Here is a 15,270-nt window from a genome sequence, read left to right as displayed (position 1 = left end):
ATGATCGACCGACGTGAATTGATGATTGCCCTGGGCGCGACCGGGCTGGTTGCAGCGTGCCAGAGCGGTCCGCCAAAGCCGTCGGTGATCACCGTCAACGTGACCGGCGGGGCCGGCATGAATCCGGGGCCAGGTGGCGGCGACCGGCCGGTGACGGTTCTCGTGATGCGGTTAAAAAGCACCGGCAAATTCAATTCCGCCGACTATTTTGCGCTGCAGGGGGATGCCGGCAGCGCACTCGCAGGAGATCTTATCGGTTCCGACCAGATCGCCGTCGGGCCCGGAAAATCCGCATCCAAGACCATCACTGTCGAGCCGGACGCGACGGCTCTGGGCTTCGTTGCACTGATCCGCGAACCTGGCGGCAGGAACTGGCGGACAACCAAGTCGGTGTCGCCGGGATCAAAGTTCACCATCAATGTCACGTTGGGCAGCGGCGGCATCTCCGCCTAGCAGCCAAGGTAAGGGAGCTCAATGCAGAGAGTAGCGGCATGAGCGATGCAAACAGGGTGCTATGGTCCGAAGGACTTTTCCTGCGAACCCAGCATTTCCAGCAGCAGGATCGTTTCTTCGAGGCGACGGTGCGCGGCGCGTTGCAGGCCGGACAACTGCATACGTTCGGCTTTCGACAGCTGACGCTGGACCAGGCATTGCTGGAATCCGGCCAGGTCGCGATCCTGTCGGCCCGGGGCATCTTCCCGGATGGGACACCTTTTTCCATTCCGGATTGGATGGACGCGCCGCGACCGCTGCCGGTCACCCCCGAGACGGGCGCAGGGCCGGTGCTGGTCGCCTTGCCGCTGGAGCCTCCCGGTGGTGTCGGCTTCGATCCGGCACACGCCGCCGCCTCTGGAGCGCGATATCACGGGCGGATCGTTTCGGTGCGCGACGCTGTCCAGGGCGGTTCGGATCCTGAAGAAATAGAAATCGCCCGTCCGCAGGCGCTGCTGCTTGCACCTGGCAAGTCGGTTGGTGGCTACACCGCCTTGCCGATAGCCGACCTCAACGGAGTTCGAGCCGATGGCGGCGTCTCTCTGGACGAGAGCTTCCTGCCACCGGCACTGGTTACCGGCGCGGTGGCCTGGTATCGGCAATTGCTTCTGGAAGTTGTCACCGGCCTCGACCAGATCGCCGAGGCGCATGGCAAGATGGTCATGGGCGGGCCTGGGCGCAGCGTCGAAGACCTGTTGATGCTCAACCTCGCCAATGCGGCGCGTCCGCGACTGGCTCACATGCTGGCGCAGGATGTCTTCCATCCGGCCGAGCTTTACCTGGAACTCGCCGGGCTCGCTGGTTCGATGGCAACTTACGGATCGAGCGCGCGGCGGCTGGGCGAGTTGCCCGCTTACGATCACATGGCGCCCGGCCCTGCCTATTCGGCGCTGGCGGATGCGCTGCGCTCGCTCATTCTCAGCCTTCGCTACATCGAGCCGAAATCGCGTGCGCTGCCCGTCATGCGGCACTCGACCAATGTCTGGAAAATTCGCATCGACAACCCAAAGCTGTTGGTGGCCAGCCGCATCGTCATCCGGGTCGGCTCGGAGCTGTCGGAGGATGCCTTGCGCAAGATCTTCGTCAATCAGGCGACCGTCGGCTCGGCCGACGAGTTCGAGGGCCTGTGGAAATCGCGCTTGCCGGGCATTCCGCTAAAGCCGCTTCATTCCCAGCCACGCGAAATCCCCTACGACGGCGATCGACTGTGCCTCGAATTGGATCAGAAAAGCGAACACTGGGCCTCGCTGCTCGACGCACCAGGCTTCGTCATCGGTGTTTCGGGCGTGTTGCCAAGCGAGCCGCAGGTGGACTGCTATTCGGTGAACAGGTGAGATCATGAGCCGCGATGATCCTTTCGGACTGTCGGAGGATCGCGAACGCACTCGCATACGATTGAGCGGCGCGCCGATGCCAAGGCCCATGGCGCCACTTTCGCCGGGCGCACTGGTAAAACGCTCTCGCACCCACCCGAACGCGCTTGTCAACGCCTTTGCGCCCTTGCTCGAGTTCGCTCCCGAGCTCGAAAGCGCAATGCCGCCAGACAATCCGGAAGTCTTGCGCACCCGTTTGCTCGAAGAACTGGTTCGGGCACGCGACACGGCTATGTCGACGGGGTCCTCGATGGAGCGAGCCGACCAGGCAGCTTGGGTGGTGGCTGCGTTGCTCGACGATCTGGCCCTGAACACGCCTTGGGGCGGGGCCAGTGCCTGGCCGCGGCAGCCGCTCGTCGTCATGCTGCGCGGCGATGTCGATGCCGGCACGCAATTCTTCACGCGACTCGACGAACTGGAACGACATCCTAACCGGGACCGAGAATTGCTCGAACTGCAGTACCATTGCCTGGCGCTCGGCTTCCGTGGCAAATATCGCGTGCCCGGCCGCTCAGGCGACCGCTCGCTCAATGCGGTTCGCGTGGCGGCGGCCCGCTTCCTGCGCAATGCCGACGCCGAAGGCGCGCCTTTAGCGCCAAACTGGAAAGGTGTCATCGCCTCCGACCAGCCGCAGCGCTTCATCGTGCCGATCTGGGTCATGGCGCTCGGTGCTGCGGTTGCAGCCGCGGCGATCCATATCGGGCTGTCGATGGGACTGAGCAGCCAGGCGGTCGAGCTTTCCGCACTTGTTCGTGCCCTGCCACCGCCTGCCCGCGGCGACATCACCCGTGCGTCGCCCAAAGTCGACGCCCCGCCACCGGAAAAAGTGGATTTTGCGCTGTTGCCGGAATTCCAGGCGGGGGCGCCGGCCGAGCTCAAATCTGCTCTCAGCGGCACGGAGAGCGTTTCACTGGCCAAGCTGATCATCCAGGCCTCCAACCCCGAACTATTCCAGTCATCGCGGCCACAATTGACCGATGGTTTCGAACCCTTGATCGGTTCGATCGCCAAGGTGATCCTCGCCAATCAGGAGCTGATCGGAAACATCACGGTGGTCGGCCATACTGACAGCGTTCCTTTGCAAAAGACCAACCCGCTGTCGACCAACCAGCGACTATCCGAGGCTCGCGCCCGGACGATTGCCGACATGCTGGTTCAAAACGGAGTGCCGCAGGATCGCGTCCATTCGGAGGGCCGGGCTGCCACCGATCCTGTGGCCAGCGACAGCACGCGCGAGGGGCGAGCCTTGAATCGCCGCGTCGAGGTGCTCGTCGAAAAGAGGCTGTGAGATGTTCATCCTGCGCTTCCTCTGGGCGGTCCTGACATCGCGCTGGCTGTGGACGCTGATCGGCCTGACGCTGCTATCCCTGGTTATCTGGATCTTCGGTCCGATCGTCAGGGTCGGTCCCTACGAGCCCTTCGCCTCCGAAAATGTGCGCATCGTCATCATCGCGCTGCTGGTCATCTTCTGGCTGGTCTGGCTGATCGTTGCCCAGCGTCGGGCGATCCGCGCCAACCGCATGTTCGTCGCCGAGATTGCCGCGCCAGCGGTGGAAAAGCCGCTCAGCCCAGGCGAAGAGAACGTCGCCGCCGTGGGCGCCAAGTTCGCCGAGGTGATGACCGAACTGAGGCGGCGCAAGCTGGGCGGGCGCAAGTTCCTGCGCGAGATGCCTTGGTATGTGATCGTCGGACCGCCGGCCACCGGCAAGACCACCGCCTTGCGGCAGTCCGGACTGAATTTTCCGATCGACCTCACAGACGACTTGCAGGGGGTCGGTGGCACGCGCAACTGCGACTGGTTCTTTTCCGAAAACGCGGTTCTGATCGACACCGCCGGCCGCTATGTCCAGCAGGAGAGCCAGCCGGATGTCGACGCGGTCGAATGGCTCGGTTTCCTTGACCTCTTGAAGAAACATCGCGGCCGCCGTGCGCTGAACGGCGTGATCGTCGCGCTTTCGATCGACGTCCTTTCCGAGGGCGACGAGGCCATCAAGGCGCACGGGCGCAAGATCCGCCGCCGGTTGGCCGAGCTCAACGACCGGCTTGAAATCCGCCTGCCGGTCTATCTGATGCTGACCAAGGCCGACCTGATCAAGGGCTTCGAGCCCTTCTTCGGCGGCCTGTCGACCGCCTCGCGCGAACAGGTGTGGGGGACGACGTTCGCGCTGGATGCGCGCGTGGATGGCAAGACCATCGAACGAGAAATCGCGACGCTGGCGACCGAACTCGAGCGGCGCCTGGTGACGCGCCTGGAGGACGAGGACAAACTCGCCGCCCGTGCCGAAATCTTCAGGTTTCCCGCCCAACTGACAAGCTTGTCCGAACCGATTCAGGTGCTGGTCGAAGCCATGTTCGGCGAAAGCCGGTATGAGGAGGCTGCCTGGCTGCGCGGCCTCTACCTGACATCGGCGACGCAGGAAGGGGCGCCTATCGACCGGCTGACCGCCGCGCTGTCTTCCTCCTTCGGTCTTCCACCGCGGCGCGCCCTGCCCGCATCTCGGGTCGAGAAACGCAGCTTCTTCCTGAAGAACCTCCTCACTGAAGTCATCTTCAAGGAAGCAGGCCTCGGTACATTTGACCCACTGGCGCAACGCCGCCGAGCCTGGATCTGGCGCGGCGCCGCTGCCGCATGCGCTGCGGCGGCGTTGCTGGCAGGCGGCCTGTTCACCTGGTCCTATTTTGACAACCGCCATGCGATCTCGGCGCAGGCAGGCCAGTTCGAAGCGCTGCAAACGCCGCTGACCTCCGCTGCCGCAACCCCGGCATCGGTGGAGCGGCCTGCCATGGACGGCGCGCTCGAGGCGATGGACGCGGTCGCAAATGCCCGGACAGCACCGCCGGGCGCTGCCCACGATCTGCTTGGCCCATCGGCCTCGGCGGAACTGGTCAGGGCACAGGCCGACACTTATGACCACGCCCTCCGCAACGTGCTCGAGCCCCGGATGGTGGCCCTGCTCGAGGCGACGATGTGGCGCCAGATCCGCGATCCCGACTTCATGCTCGGTGCGCTCAAGACCTATCGCATGATGACGGGCCTGTCGCAGATGGATCCAGACTACGCCCAGAACTGGTGGGTGAACAGTCTGCCCGAATTCGCGGCCGTGGCGCCATTTCCGACAGCCGACGCCGAAGAGCATCAGCTTGCCGCGATCCGCCGGATGACGGTCGACGAAAGCTATGTCGCGCCGGACCAGGCCCTGGTTGCCGAAGCTCTGAAAACGGTCTGCACGATTTCGTTGCCGGCGCGTGGCTACAAGCAGTTGTTGGCCGATCCGGCAGTGGCCGGGCTGAAGGAGTGGATACCGGCCAATTTCGCCGGCCCAAACGGCGGCAAGGTGTTTGCACGGCGTTCGGGCAAGACATTACGCGTCGGCATTTCGGGCGCTTTCACCTATTCCGGCTTTCACGACGTCATTCTCGACCGCATCGACGATGTCGCCGCCCAGGCGGCGCTCGATCGTGCGGTTTTCGCCGGCGGTTGCTCGGAAAATGCCGAGACATCCGTCTCGGCGCTGTCCGAGGATATTCTGAAGCTCTACTACGACGACTACATCGCGCAATGGGATAGCTTCCTGCGCGACATGAGGCTTGCACCATTGACCGATCTCAATGTCGCCGGCGAAAACCTGAAAGACCTCTCAAGTGCGGATTCAGCGCTGAAGCGGCTGCTTACGGCGGTCGTTCAGGAGACAGAACTGACCCGTTCCGACGAAGCGCCTGCCGACGACAAGGCGGCAGCCAAGGGCGCTTCGAAACTGCTCGGCAAGCTGGGCAAGCTGGGCAAACTGGCGACATCGGGTGCGAAACTACTTCCCCGCGCCGGATCCGCCAGTGAGGTGGACCTGACCGGCAATCTGGTGGCCGAACATTTCAAACCGCTGAAGAGCACCATCGCAGAGGTCGACGGCCAGCCACCGGCGCTGGATGCTGCCGTTGTCGCACTGACCGCGCTTTCGAACGTCCTGCAAACGGTCACCGCGAACCCCAATCCACAGGACGCCATCAAGAAACAGGGGGGCCTTGCCGAACTGACGGGCGCGGTGGCAAGGCAGGCCCAGATCCTGCCCGATCCCATCAACAGCTGGTTGGGCGGGATAGCCGGCGACACCAGCAATTTGACTCAAAAGGCGGTCACTTCGGAACTCAACGCCATCTGGCGGGCCGACATACTGCCTTTCTGCCAAGCGGCGCTGAACAATCGCTATCCCTTCAGCGAAGCCAGTGCGGTCGACGTCAACGTGCACGATTTCGCCCGCCTGTTCGGGCCGGCCGGGCTGATCGACGGTTTCATCAACGACCACCTGATCAATTATGTCGACACGACCGGCGAGCCTTGGAAGTGGCGCGCCGATTTCGGCCTCGACCCTTCGGCGCTGGCGGCGTTCGAGCAGGCCAGGCACATCCGCGACGATCTTTTCCCCGGGGGTGCCGGACCGGTGATGAGCTTCACGCTCGAACCGAAGGATCTGTCTCCCAACCTCACGCGCGTCACGCTCAATCTCGATGGCCAGAGCCTCGTCTACTATAACAACGCAACGCGGCCGCAACCGATGACCTGGCCCGGCAAGGACGGCACCGGGGTCATTTCGCTCGCCTTCCAGCCGATCGACGGATCGCCCGAAATCATGCTCAACGAGACCGGCAGCTGGGCATGGCTGAGGATGTTGCGCAGCGGCCGATTCACCGGAACCTCGCTTTCGGATGTCTACAGTCTGCGCCTGGGCACGAAAGGCATGTACGCCGATTTCGAGCTCAAGGCCGCCAGCGTCGAAAACCCCTACAACCTCGAAATGTTCAAGAAGTTCACATGTCCCGCGCAGATATGAACGCGCCCGGCTTCTACGGCAAGATCCCGGCGACGGGGGATTTCGTCGCTTGGAACCTGCCGCGGACTTTTATCGACCGCTGGGACCGCTGGATGTCGATGGAATTGCGCGCGCGGCCGGATGAAGGTGAGGACCTCGACAACCGAGTCTGGCGCTTCGTCGTTCAGGACGCGATCTTTGGCGACCAACCCTGTGCTGGCGCCTGGCGCATGAGCCAGGACCGTATCGGCCGCCGCTATCCGTTCGTGGTGACGGGGTTGGGTGCGACGCCCGATGCATCCGATCCTTGGTTTGAGGGTGTGGCTCGGATCGCTAAGTTGACTGTTGAGCACTATTGGGAGCAGGAACGTGTCGCCATAACGTTGCAGGCTCTCGATCCACCCACCTCGTTCTCCACGGTCAAACGCATTGCATTTTGGACTGATGATTGGGAGGTGCAAGAATTCGCCTTCGCCGACATCCATGATCTCGCGAACAACGCCCTACCGGCCATGCGCGCCGCGCGTGCCATGCCGAGGGGATTCTGATCATGGCACTCAGCGTCTACGCAGAGAAAATGGGCTTCTTTCACAAGGGCAGCAACGGCCAAGGTATCGCACCAGGCGATGTCTGTCTCTCGCCGCCATCCCCACCCGCAGGCCCGGTTCCGGTACCATACGTCAATATGCTGTCGTCGTCGGATCTGACTAAGGGCACCAAGAGTGTCAAGATCGATGGCGAGCCGACGGCTATCGAGAATGCATCGGAGATCTCGACCAGTACCGGCGACGAACCCGCCACGCAAGGCCTCGGCGCAGGGGTCGTGACCCACAAGATAAAGGGAAAGGGCGTCTTCAAGTTGTGGTCCTTCACGGTAAAGGCGGAAGGCAAGGGCGTCGACCGTCATGGCGATATGATGGACCAGAACACCGCGAGCGACCCGCCGCCCAATTGCGTCAACGTCGCTGCGTTCAACAAATTCCTCGCGTTTCTATTGGACAATTTCATTTTGGGTCCATGCCCACCAAATCCGAAGTTTGAGCGGACCGAAAAGCGAACGGCTGCCCAGCGCGACAAGGTGAACGGACAGGAATGTTGGCAGTGTAAGCAGGACAGTGGAACGAGCAACACTACTTGGAAAGCCTCAGAGCCCGGGAAGGTAGAGCCGACAGGGCCGGGCAAGCCGTTGAAAGACAAGCCGTACATGACCCATGACCATCAGCCGCCGCAGGTCTTGGCTTGGCACATGGGTGGTTGTCACATGGGACTGGAAAAATTTCAGGAGCACTTCGACACCGCTGATTCGGTCATGCCTCACTGTAATAAGTGTTCGAACAGCCAAGGCTCGAAAGCCCGTAAATACGCGAAGAACTTCAACGGCAGTGCAGCAGCTCTGTAAGGGACGCCACAATGACCGACATTGTCGATATTCGTAACCGCTACATCGAAGAACTTCGCCGGGTGCTGCCCGCGCTGCAGGCATGGTGGGACAAGATGGAAGCCGATGAAGGCGAAGTGGTCTGGAAGCGTTGGCCAACCGGCCTGGCCGGGCACCCGCGGGTGCTGGGGATCTTCCGCAAATATTATCTCCAGATTGACGACATGAATCGCGAACAATCAATGCCGGAAGAGGAGCCGGCTGAGAAATGGGGCATCGATAGCATGGGTGAGGAAATTGGGTTCGTGCGTCCCGCCGATGTCCTTCTTTTCGATCTCCCGTCATTCGCGCCTGATCTCACCGACGTCACGGAAGGCATCTGCTTTCTGCCGATCGCGCTCAACGAGAAAGACGAGGTGGTCTGATGGCTCCGCTGATTACGCTTTACGACAACGATCTCGGCACGCGCCGTTTGCTGACGCAACCGCGTTATGTCGCGCCAGTTGGGGATATTCGTGTGGCCCGCGGGCTGGACGAAGCAAGCACCATGCATCAGACCTTGTTCGGCGAGTATTTGTCGGATCTTAAGGACGCCTACGACATCGCCACGTCATGGTGGGCAGGCATCATCGTCTCGGAGGAAGAGCGTCACGGTAGCCGCGAAAAGGCACTGGAAGAAGCTTTCAACGCTCGCGTCGCTGGAGCGGCCTCCAACCCACACGTCGTCTGGGTCGTGCGTCGCTACTGGCTGAAATGCGTGACGGTGAATGTCAAGGCCGGAGAAGCCGAAGGGGTCGCGGCAGAGACCTTTTTGCTGCAATGGTTGATCGATGCTGGCGAGACGAATCCAGCAAAGCTGATCGCCTGCATGCCTTATTGGCCGATCGGCCTGGACGAGAACGGGGCCTGGTGCTGATCCATGACATTCGCTGTCTGGATCGAGAATCGCACGCCGTTCGTTGCCGGTACGTTTGTGCAAACGAATGCCGATGGCAATGAGGTGTTCCTCGCCGTTTTCTCGGCCAGCTTTGATATGCTAAAAAACGCGACGCAGTTTCAGCCGGCATCGGAGCAATTGCCGGTAAGCTTTGGCGACGTGCCGTTCGGGGATCCTGCCTATTCGTCAACCCGCTATGAGGGGGAAATCGCGTGGACGAAGCCGGGGGTCGACGTGATCTTGAATGGCCAGGCACATGCGCCGCGCGATGGGCGCGTCCATGAAATGCAGGTCGGGTTGAGGTTCGCCAATATCCGCAAGGTGCTCAACGTGACTGGCGATCGCCTGTATGACGCGGGCGGCTATAGTCAACCACATCCCTTCGCCAAGATGCCGATAATCTACGAACGCGCGTATGGGGGGACCGATGACAACGGCAAGACCGACACCCGCAACCCGCTTGGCGTCGGCTACCATCATGCCCGCTCCGCGGACAAGGCCGTGAAGACGCATGCACCCAACGTCACCTATGCGAGTGAGCGGTTCCTTAGCCCATCCGATCGGCCAAGCCCGGCTGGGTTTGGGGTGGTCGGCCGTGGCTGGCATCCGAGGCTACAGTTTGCAGGTACTTACGATCAGGCGTGGATCGACAATCAGTGGCCTCTTCCGCCAAGGGATTTTGATCCGCGTCACAATCTCTGTGCGCCCGCCGACCAGCAGTTGCAGCGGCTGAACGAAGGCGAGGGAGTCAGCGTCATCGGCATGACGCCGGAGGGCCGCTGGAACTTTCGCATACCGCGTGTCGTGGCTCCGATCCGCCTTCTTTACGATGACCGCGCGGAGGATCATCCGTTCCACATTGACACCGTCGTCATTGAGCCGGATTTGCGCCGCCTCACGCTGAAATCGCGTTTGTTCCTAGTGACCAGGCGCAACACGCCAGCGCTCAGGGAGATCGTTTTCGGCCATGTGACGCCGGCCTTCCTCCTCGCGCGGCGCAAACGCAAGGTCTATCTGAACCCGCGCGGCGGCAGCGGCGTCATTGCAGAGAGGGCGACATGGCTAGCCTAAGGGCGCCGATCTACGTCGTGGGTGGCGGTGCCGTGACGCCAGCCGGCCTCAATGCACGCCAGACACTGGCGGCAATCCGGGCCAGCCTCTCCGCCTTCGAGCAGCGTACCCTCACGGATCCCTTCGGCGCGGAACAGACCGTCTCCCGCATTCCATCGCACTATTCGCTGCGCCACACGGAGAAAGTCTGGCTCACCAGCATGGCCACACGAGCGGTCGCTGAGGCGCTGGAGACAGGCGGCCTTGCCGCCAGCGCAAGTGCGCTGCTCTTGGTAGCGCCCGAGGCTTTTCGCGAGCACCCCGCCTTCGCGGAGACCCCGGCCACGGAGTTCCTGACCGGCCTGCAGGACGCGCTGGGCGAAACCTTCCATGCCACCTCGCGCATTGTCGACGGAGGCGCGGCAGCGTGCATAGGGCTGCTGGATCGGGCGGCTAACCTGCTCGTCACGCCAGGAGTCGAACAAGTGCTGCTGGGTGGCGTCGACAGCCTGGTGAACGACAAGGACCTCGCTCGCCTGAAGGCGGCCAACCGCCTGAAAGCGGAGGACAACGCGCAAGGCCTTGTGCCAGGCGAAGGCGCCGTCGTCGTCTGCCTGCGCCGCGCGCCAAGCCCCGACGTGCAGACGCAATGCACCATTCACGGCGTCGGCGTTGCATTGGAGGAAAACTCCGTGCTAGCGGAAAACTACAGTCAGGGCAGAGCATTGGTCGCTGCCTGCCGTGCGGCGATTGAGGGTGAAGGCGCCACTGAGTCTGGCATCAAGTTCATTGTTAGCAACGACAACGGCGAGCGTTATAGTGCCTGGGAGGGACTAATCGGCCGCTCCCGCTTTTACCGGACGCGCCGCGAGATCCTTCCAATGGCTCTTCCCGCGATGACGGTGGGCGACATCGGTGCCGGTGCCGGCGCACTCACACTGCTTATTGCCGCCGACAGCTTCACCAAAGGCTATGCGCCGGGCCGCGTCGCTATGTGCGAAGCCAGATCGGAAGCCGGGATGCGCGCCGCTGCGCTTGTGAGTGAGGTCATCAGAGCTTAACCGCGTGTCTTTGCGTCGTGGACGGAGTCTTCACATCCACGCCGGAATTGAGCGTGAACGCCTCCAGTTGGTCAGGGCGATCTCCGCGTTGGCGAGCGCGCCCCTCATAGCGTCCAGTCTCAGCCGTCGCATCGATTGGAATTTGCCGAACTTCGCTGGCCCCCTCCCATTGTCCCACCAAGTCTGTACCCGCGAAGCGCAAGGTAGCGGCGTCGCCTCTATAATCTCGAACTTCGGCCCGAGTTTGGCTGGGTCCGTGACGAACACGTCGGTGTCATTAAAGTCAATCTCAATCAGGTCGCGCAGCGCGAGCCCCGCCGCATAAGCGAGTTCCGGCGACCGCATCCTCTCGATCAACCAAGGCATAATCGCCATGTCACCCGCCAGTCCGCTCGCCGCGACAGCCGCCTCGCGCGTTGCGGCGGTGGATACGAAATGCTCCCACCACGTCCGCGCCGCAGTCGACGGCGTGGTGAGCAACCGAATTTCGAATACGGCTCCCGCAAGCTCCGGGTTACGAGCCACCATCTTGTCGAGCATGGGATGGACCCGCGGCGCCTCCCCCAGCAGACAGGCCGCCACTGCCGCCTCCAGCCGCTCCTCCGCGCTGGGTGCCTCCAGGCATACCCAAACCTTGGCGATCACATCTCTACGCCGCAGCGCTCCTGCGAGCTTGAGCGCTCTGCGGCGTACCTCAGCGTCGCCATCAGAGAGCAATCCCGTCAGCCTGGGCCCTGGATTGCCCCCATGGTGGTGGAGCGCGCCGACTCCCAACGCACGCTCCATTGCGACCGTCGAATCTAGCCAGCGCGCCACGAAGGGCTTCAACTTACCCGGCGAACTGCGGGCAACAGAGCCAGACAGCGCTGAGAGTCCGGACTTCCCGAGCCGGCCCGCGCTCTCCAACGCGAACTTGATCGCTGACGCGGATTGCCATTCAAACGCTAGGGCCCCAAGCAGAAACAGTTCGGGCGGCTCCTGGTAGTCGGCGAAGCGCGCCGACGCCAGGTCCCAAGCCGTCTGGCCTGCCGCGAAGAGCCCATCGAGATTAGCGTCGAGCCGCTGGTCGATGCGGCCGATGTCGAAGGCGCCCATGATAGGGCCGTCGATCTCGCGCGAACGACGGTGCCACAGGAACGCGGCGTCCTCGACATGCTGCTCGATAATCGCCGGGATTGTCGCAATCCGCTGCATGGACTTCTCAGTTGAGGTGAACAGCCGCGCCCCGCACGCGATTGACGCCGCTTGCCTGGCTGCTCAACTGGCTGCCGCGGATCGAAATGCGGCCGTTCTTCTCCAGAATGATGGAAGCCAGGCCGCAGCGCAGCTCGATGCGTTCCTTGGCGGTCAGCGTTACGGTTTCACCGTCGCGGATCACCTGCACTTGTTCGCGCGTGTGAGCTGGGTCCACAATGCGTCCGATAACGAGCGGGCGGCCCGGATCGCCACCTTCGAAAAGCAGCGCTACCTCCGCGCCCACAGCCGAGGAGTCAAGTCTCGCCAGGCTGCGCGCCTTGAGTGCCGTCTCGCCGGGATTGCCTACGAACACCACTAGCGGTGCACCCTCCTCAAAGCCGATCAACAGCCCGATGACAACCCCGTCGATACCTTCAACCGATTCGTTGCATCCAGTTAGTTCAGTTGTTGAAGACATTGCTACCCTTGATCTTGACGTCGCCGTCAGCTTTGACCTGGACATCGCCGCTGCCCTGGATGCGGATTTCCTTGCCCTTAATAGAAATCGAGCCATCCTTCTTCATGTTGATCGTCGCATCGCCGCATTTCAGCGTGATCTCGTCGCCGGCATCAATCACAAGCTTTTTGCCGACCTTGATCGAACTGTCTTCGGTAATGTCGATGCCGCTGCTCTTGCCGACTTTGAGCGCGTGAGCCCCATCGATTTGGGTGCCATCGTCCGCGGTGATCTTGGCGGTCCGTCCCTTGCCGATCGTCGAAGCATGATCGCCGTCTACATTGAATGTCTGATTTCCATTAATTTTCACCGTCTGGTCGGATTTGATGGTCCAACTGTCGGAAGCCCCGATGTCGTGGCTCTGCCCCAGCACCACGCTGACAGAACGGGTCGCGCCGATGCTGTTGATCTGAAAACCGCCGACGCTACGGGTCTCCGCGGCGCCGACGGTGTCGAAACGCGCCGCCTTCACCGTAATCGTCTGTACAATCCCCACTGTCTGAGAATGATTGGCGTCGATGTTTTCCGTCGAGTTCGACACGACATGAATGGTCTCGTTGGCCATGACTGTCAGCGAGCGGTTGGCGCCCACTGTCTCGGTGTCGTTCGAGCCGATGTTGGTGGTCTGGTCGACGCCGATCTTGACCGTCTTGTTGTTGCCGACGTCCTCGTCGAGGTTGTGGCCGACGGAGTGTTTGGCGTCGTGGTCAATGCGGTCGGACTGATCGTGCTGGACCAGCTTTGTGCGGTCATGCTTGATCAGAAGGTTGTGATCCTTCTGCGCCTGGAAATTGACCAGTTCGGAGCCGGCCTTATCCTCGAACATCAGTTCGTTGTAGCCGCCACCGCCTTTGGAAGAATCCGACTTCCAGCCCGATTGTGTGGCGTTGCCAGGCAGGCCGTAGGGCGGCATCTGCGAGGCATTGTAGACCCGGCCGGTGATGATCGGCAGGTCCGGGTCGCCTTCGATGAAGTCGACGATGACCTCCTGGCCGATGCGCGGTATCTGGATGAACCCCCAGCCACTGCCGGCCCAGCTCTGCGACACCCGTACGAAACAGGAACTGTTCTGGTCCTTCTTGCCGACGCGGTCCCAATGAAACTGGACCTTCACCCGCGCATATTTGTCGGTGAATATCTCCTCGCCGGATGGACCGACCACCGTCGCCGTCTGCGGGCCGCGCATGATCGGTCGTGGCGTGGTCCGCGGCGGGCGATAGGGCAAGGCTGTCGGCGCCACACCGAGGACCACTTTGAAACTCTCGCTTTCGACGTCGGCCTGGGCTCTATAGCCGGGATCAAACAGCCTGTATTCGGCGCTGACCACCAGATATTCCTGGTTCTGGTCTTCGCGCGGAAAACCGTCCAGCTTGAACGTGCAGCCGGAATACAAGCCGCGCACGGTGCCGGCCGCGGCGATGCGCTGGTGCAAGGCCTGGATCTCCTCGCGCCGGATCGAAGCCAGGCTGTCGCCCCGGCTTACTTCGAGATGCGCGCCCGGCTGGCGGTAGTTCTCACCCGCGGACAGTTTGTGACTGAACGGCTGGGCCGACTTGGCCATGAGGTCGGCGCCCGGCTTCTTGAAATCATAATCGGTGTGGGCATAGGCGCCTGGGCGCACCGAGCTGCCCGGTATCCATTCGGTGATGTATTCGACGTCGCGCCGGGAGCCCTGACCTTCAAAGTTATAGAGCACTTTCTCGTAGCCCGGCGCAGGCTTCAGCTTGCTCATCGCATCGGCCAGGACAAGCGTATGCTTGCCGTCATCGTGCTCGAAGAAATAGAAGATACCTTCGTGCTCCAGCAGCCGCTGCACAAAGTCCAGATCGGTCTCGTCGTATTGCACGCAGTATTCACGCGCCGGATAGGACCCTTGCAGGCGTAGATCGAATTCGGAAATACCGTATTTCTTGAAGACATCCTTGACGATGTCGACGACGCTCTTGTTCTGGAAAATATAGCAATCTGTGGTGTTGCCGAGAAACCAGAGCCACGGCCTCATGACGGCCTCGTAGTAGGCTAGCCGGTCCTCCATGCGGGTGAGCCGAAACTCCGATACGATTCCACTGAGCCAGCGCTTTGGATCGGATTCACCTTCGATCGAGACAGGCCCGCCCAGCATCTTCAACGGGTCGATATCGGAGTCTGTGCTCACGAACCCGACCGTGTAGGCAAAGCAACGGCTGATCTCATCGCGTCCGACAAGATGCGTGAAGGTCAGCAAATCGGAGCCAACCGGTGTGCGGACAACGGTGGCACGTTCATTCGGCATGGGTCGAGCCCCCTCCTGGACGCGGCCGCCAATGTGATGGATTTGAAGTTCCCGCTATATCAACGGTGTCATTAGCGGTGTTACGTTCAGGAACTTTCCAAATCCGCCACGCCAGGCCATGTTTAGCCTACCACATGTTTTCCCGCTGACCAAAGAGGACAGGCGGGCGACAGAATCTTATCCGTCGACTCGTCGGCTTGAAACGCCGC

General features: G+C 61.9%; 13 protein-coding genes. 10 read left to right on the top strand and 3 right to left on the bottom strand.

The window, feature by feature from the left end; genetic code table 11:
* Genes tssJ through LB547_RS24245 form a run of 10 tightly spaced genes read left to right on the top strand, consistent with a single transcriptional unit; the run spans position 1 to position 11,096 of the window.
* Complete coding sequence (gene tssJ, locus LB547_RS24290; RefSeq protein ID WP_140498291.1) at positions 1 to 453, top strand: type VI secretion system lipoprotein TssJ; 453 nt, start codon at positions 1 to 3, stop codon at positions 451 to 453.
* A gap of 38 nt (positions 454 to 491) precedes the next feature.
* On the top strand, positions 492 to 1,826 hold the full coding sequence (gene tssK, locus LB547_RS24285) for a type VI secretion system baseplate subunit TssK (RefSeq protein WP_140515105.1): 1,335 nt from the start codon (positions 492 to 494) through the stop codon (positions 1,824 to 1,826).
* A gap of 4 nt (positions 1,827 to 1,830) precedes the next feature.
* Positions 1,831 to 3,153 (top strand): type IVB secretion system protein IcmH/DotU, encoded by a 1,323-nt coding sequence (icmH, locus tag LB547_RS24280; RefSeq protein WP_140623892.1) that lies wholly within the window; start codon positions 1,831 to 1,833, stop codon positions 3,151 to 3,153.
* Position 3,154: 1 nt separating this feature from the next.
* Complete coding sequence (gene tssM, locus LB547_RS24275) at positions 3,155 to 6,691, top strand: type VI secretion system membrane subunit TssM (protein WP_140623894.1); 3,537 nt, start codon at positions 3,155 to 3,157, stop codon at positions 6,689 to 6,691.
* Complete coding sequence (tagF, locus tag LB547_RS24270) at positions 6,673 to 7,218, top strand: type VI secretion system-associated protein TagF (protein WP_140524748.1); 546 nt, start codon at positions 6,673 to 6,675, stop codon at positions 7,216 to 7,218. Before tssM ends, tagF begins: the two co-directional genes overlap by 19 nt.
* A gap of 2 nt (positions 7,219 to 7,220) precedes the next feature.
* Positions 7,221 to 8,069, top strand: coding sequence for a DUF4150 domain-containing protein (locus tag LB547_RS24265; protein ID WP_140524749.1), 849 nt, complete (start codon positions 7,221 to 7,223; stop codon positions 8,067 to 8,069).
* A gap of 11 nt (positions 8,070 to 8,080) precedes the next feature.
* Entirely contained in the window at positions 8,081 to 8,473 is a 393-nt protein-coding gene (locus LB547_RS24260) for a hypothetical protein (protein ID WP_140524750.1), read from the top strand.
* On the top strand, positions 8,473 to 8,964 hold the full coding sequence (locus LB547_RS24255; RefSeq protein ID WP_140524751.1) for a hypothetical protein: 492 nt from the start codon (positions 8,473 to 8,475) through the stop codon (positions 8,962 to 8,964). Before LB547_RS24260 ends, LB547_RS24255 begins: the two co-directional genes overlap by 1 nt.
* A 3-nt stretch (positions 8,965 to 8,967) precedes the next feature.
* A complete protein-coding gene (locus LB547_RS24250; protein ID WP_140524752.1) occupies positions 8,968 to 10,056 on the top strand; it encodes a DUF2169 domain-containing protein in 1,089 nt (362 codons plus the stop codon).
* A 32-nt stretch (positions 10,057 to 10,088) separates the two neighbouring features.
* Complete coding sequence (locus tag LB547_RS24245) at positions 10,089 to 11,096, top strand: hypothetical protein (protein ID WP_140524753.1); 1,008 nt, start codon at positions 10,089 to 10,091, stop codon at positions 11,094 to 11,096.
* Between the two features lie 30 nt (positions 11,097 to 11,126).
* Here the strand turns inward: LB547_RS24245 and LB547_RS24240 are convergent, their stop codons facing one another.
* The 3 genes from LB547_RS24240 to tssI are packed head-to-tail and all read right to left on the bottom strand — an operon-like array spanning position 11,127 to position 15,061.
* Complete coding sequence (locus LB547_RS24240) at positions 11,127 to 12,290, bottom strand: hypothetical protein (RefSeq protein WP_140524754.1); 1,164 nt, start codon at positions 12,288 to 12,290, stop codon at positions 11,127 to 11,129.
* Positions 12,291 to 12,297: 7 nt separating this feature from the next.
* Positions 12,298 to 12,750: a DUF6484 domain-containing protein gene (locus tag LB547_RS24235; RefSeq protein WP_140524755.1), complete on the bottom strand. Its 453-nt coding sequence runs from the start codon at positions 12,748 to 12,750 to the stop codon at positions 12,298 to 12,300.
* Positions 12,734 to 15,061, bottom strand: a complete 2,328-nt coding sequence (tssI, locus tag LB547_RS24230) for a type VI secretion system tip protein TssI/VgrG (RefSeq protein WP_140656719.1) — start codon at positions 15,059 to 15,061, stop codon at positions 12,734 to 12,736. Before tssI ends, LB547_RS24235 begins: the two co-directional genes overlap by 17 nt.
* Between the last annotated feature and the right edge of the window lie 209 nt (positions 15,062 to 15,270).

Origin of the sequence: Mesorhizobium sp. B264B1B (assembly GCF_020165765.1) — a bacterium.
Taxonomy (GTDB): domain Bacteria; phylum Pseudomonadota; class Alphaproteobacteria; order Rhizobiales; family Rhizobiaceae; genus Mesorhizobium.
This window is presented reverse-complemented; position numbering and strand designations above follow the sequence as displayed.

Excerpts from the sequence above, each read along its gene's own strand:
- LB547_RS24240 (WP_140524754.1), bottom strand. The coding sequence starts at position 12,290 with ATGCAGCGGATTGCGACAATCCCGGCGATTATCGAGCAGCATGTCGAG.
- LB547_RS24265 (WP_140524749.1), top strand. The coding sequence starts at position 7,221 with ATGGCACTCAGCGTCTACGCAGAGAAAATGGGCTTCTTTCACAAGGGC.
- LB547_RS24260 (WP_140524750.1), top strand. The coding sequence starts at position 8,081 with ATGACCGACATTGTCGATATTCGTAACCGCTACATCGAAGAACTTCGC.
- tssK (WP_140515105.1), top strand. The coding sequence starts at position 492 with ATGAGCGATGCAAACAGGGTGCTATGGTCCGAAGGACTTTTCCTGCGA.
- icmH (WP_140623892.1), top strand. The coding sequence starts at position 1,831 with ATGAGCCGCGATGATCCTTTCGGACTGTCGGAGGATCGCGAACGCACT.
- tssJ (WP_140498291.1), top strand. The coding sequence starts at position 1 with ATGATCGACCGACGTGAATTGATGATTGCCCTGGGCGCGACCGGGCTG.
- tagF (WP_140524748.1), top strand. The coding sequence starts at position 6,673 with ATGTCCCGCGCAGATATGAACGCGCCCGGCTTCTACGGCAAGATCCCG.
- LB547_RS24250 (WP_140524752.1), top strand. The coding sequence starts at position 8,968 with ATGACATTCGCTGTCTGGATCGAGAATCGCACGCCGTTCGTTGCCGGT.
- LB547_RS24255 (WP_140524751.1), top strand. The coding sequence starts at position 8,473 with ATGGCTCCGCTGATTACGCTTTACGACAACGATCTCGGCACGCGCCGT.
- LB547_RS24235 (WP_140524755.1), bottom strand. The coding sequence starts at position 12,750 with ATGTCTTCAACAACTGAACTAACTGGATGCAACGAATCGGTTGAAGGT.
- tssM (WP_140623894.1), top strand. The coding sequence starts at position 3,155 with ATGTTCATCCTGCGCTTCCTCTGGGCGGTCCTGACATCGCGCTGGCTG.
- tssI (WP_140656719.1), bottom strand. The coding sequence starts at position 15,061 with ATGCCGAATGAACGTGCCACCGTTGTCCGCACACCGGTTGGCTCCGAT.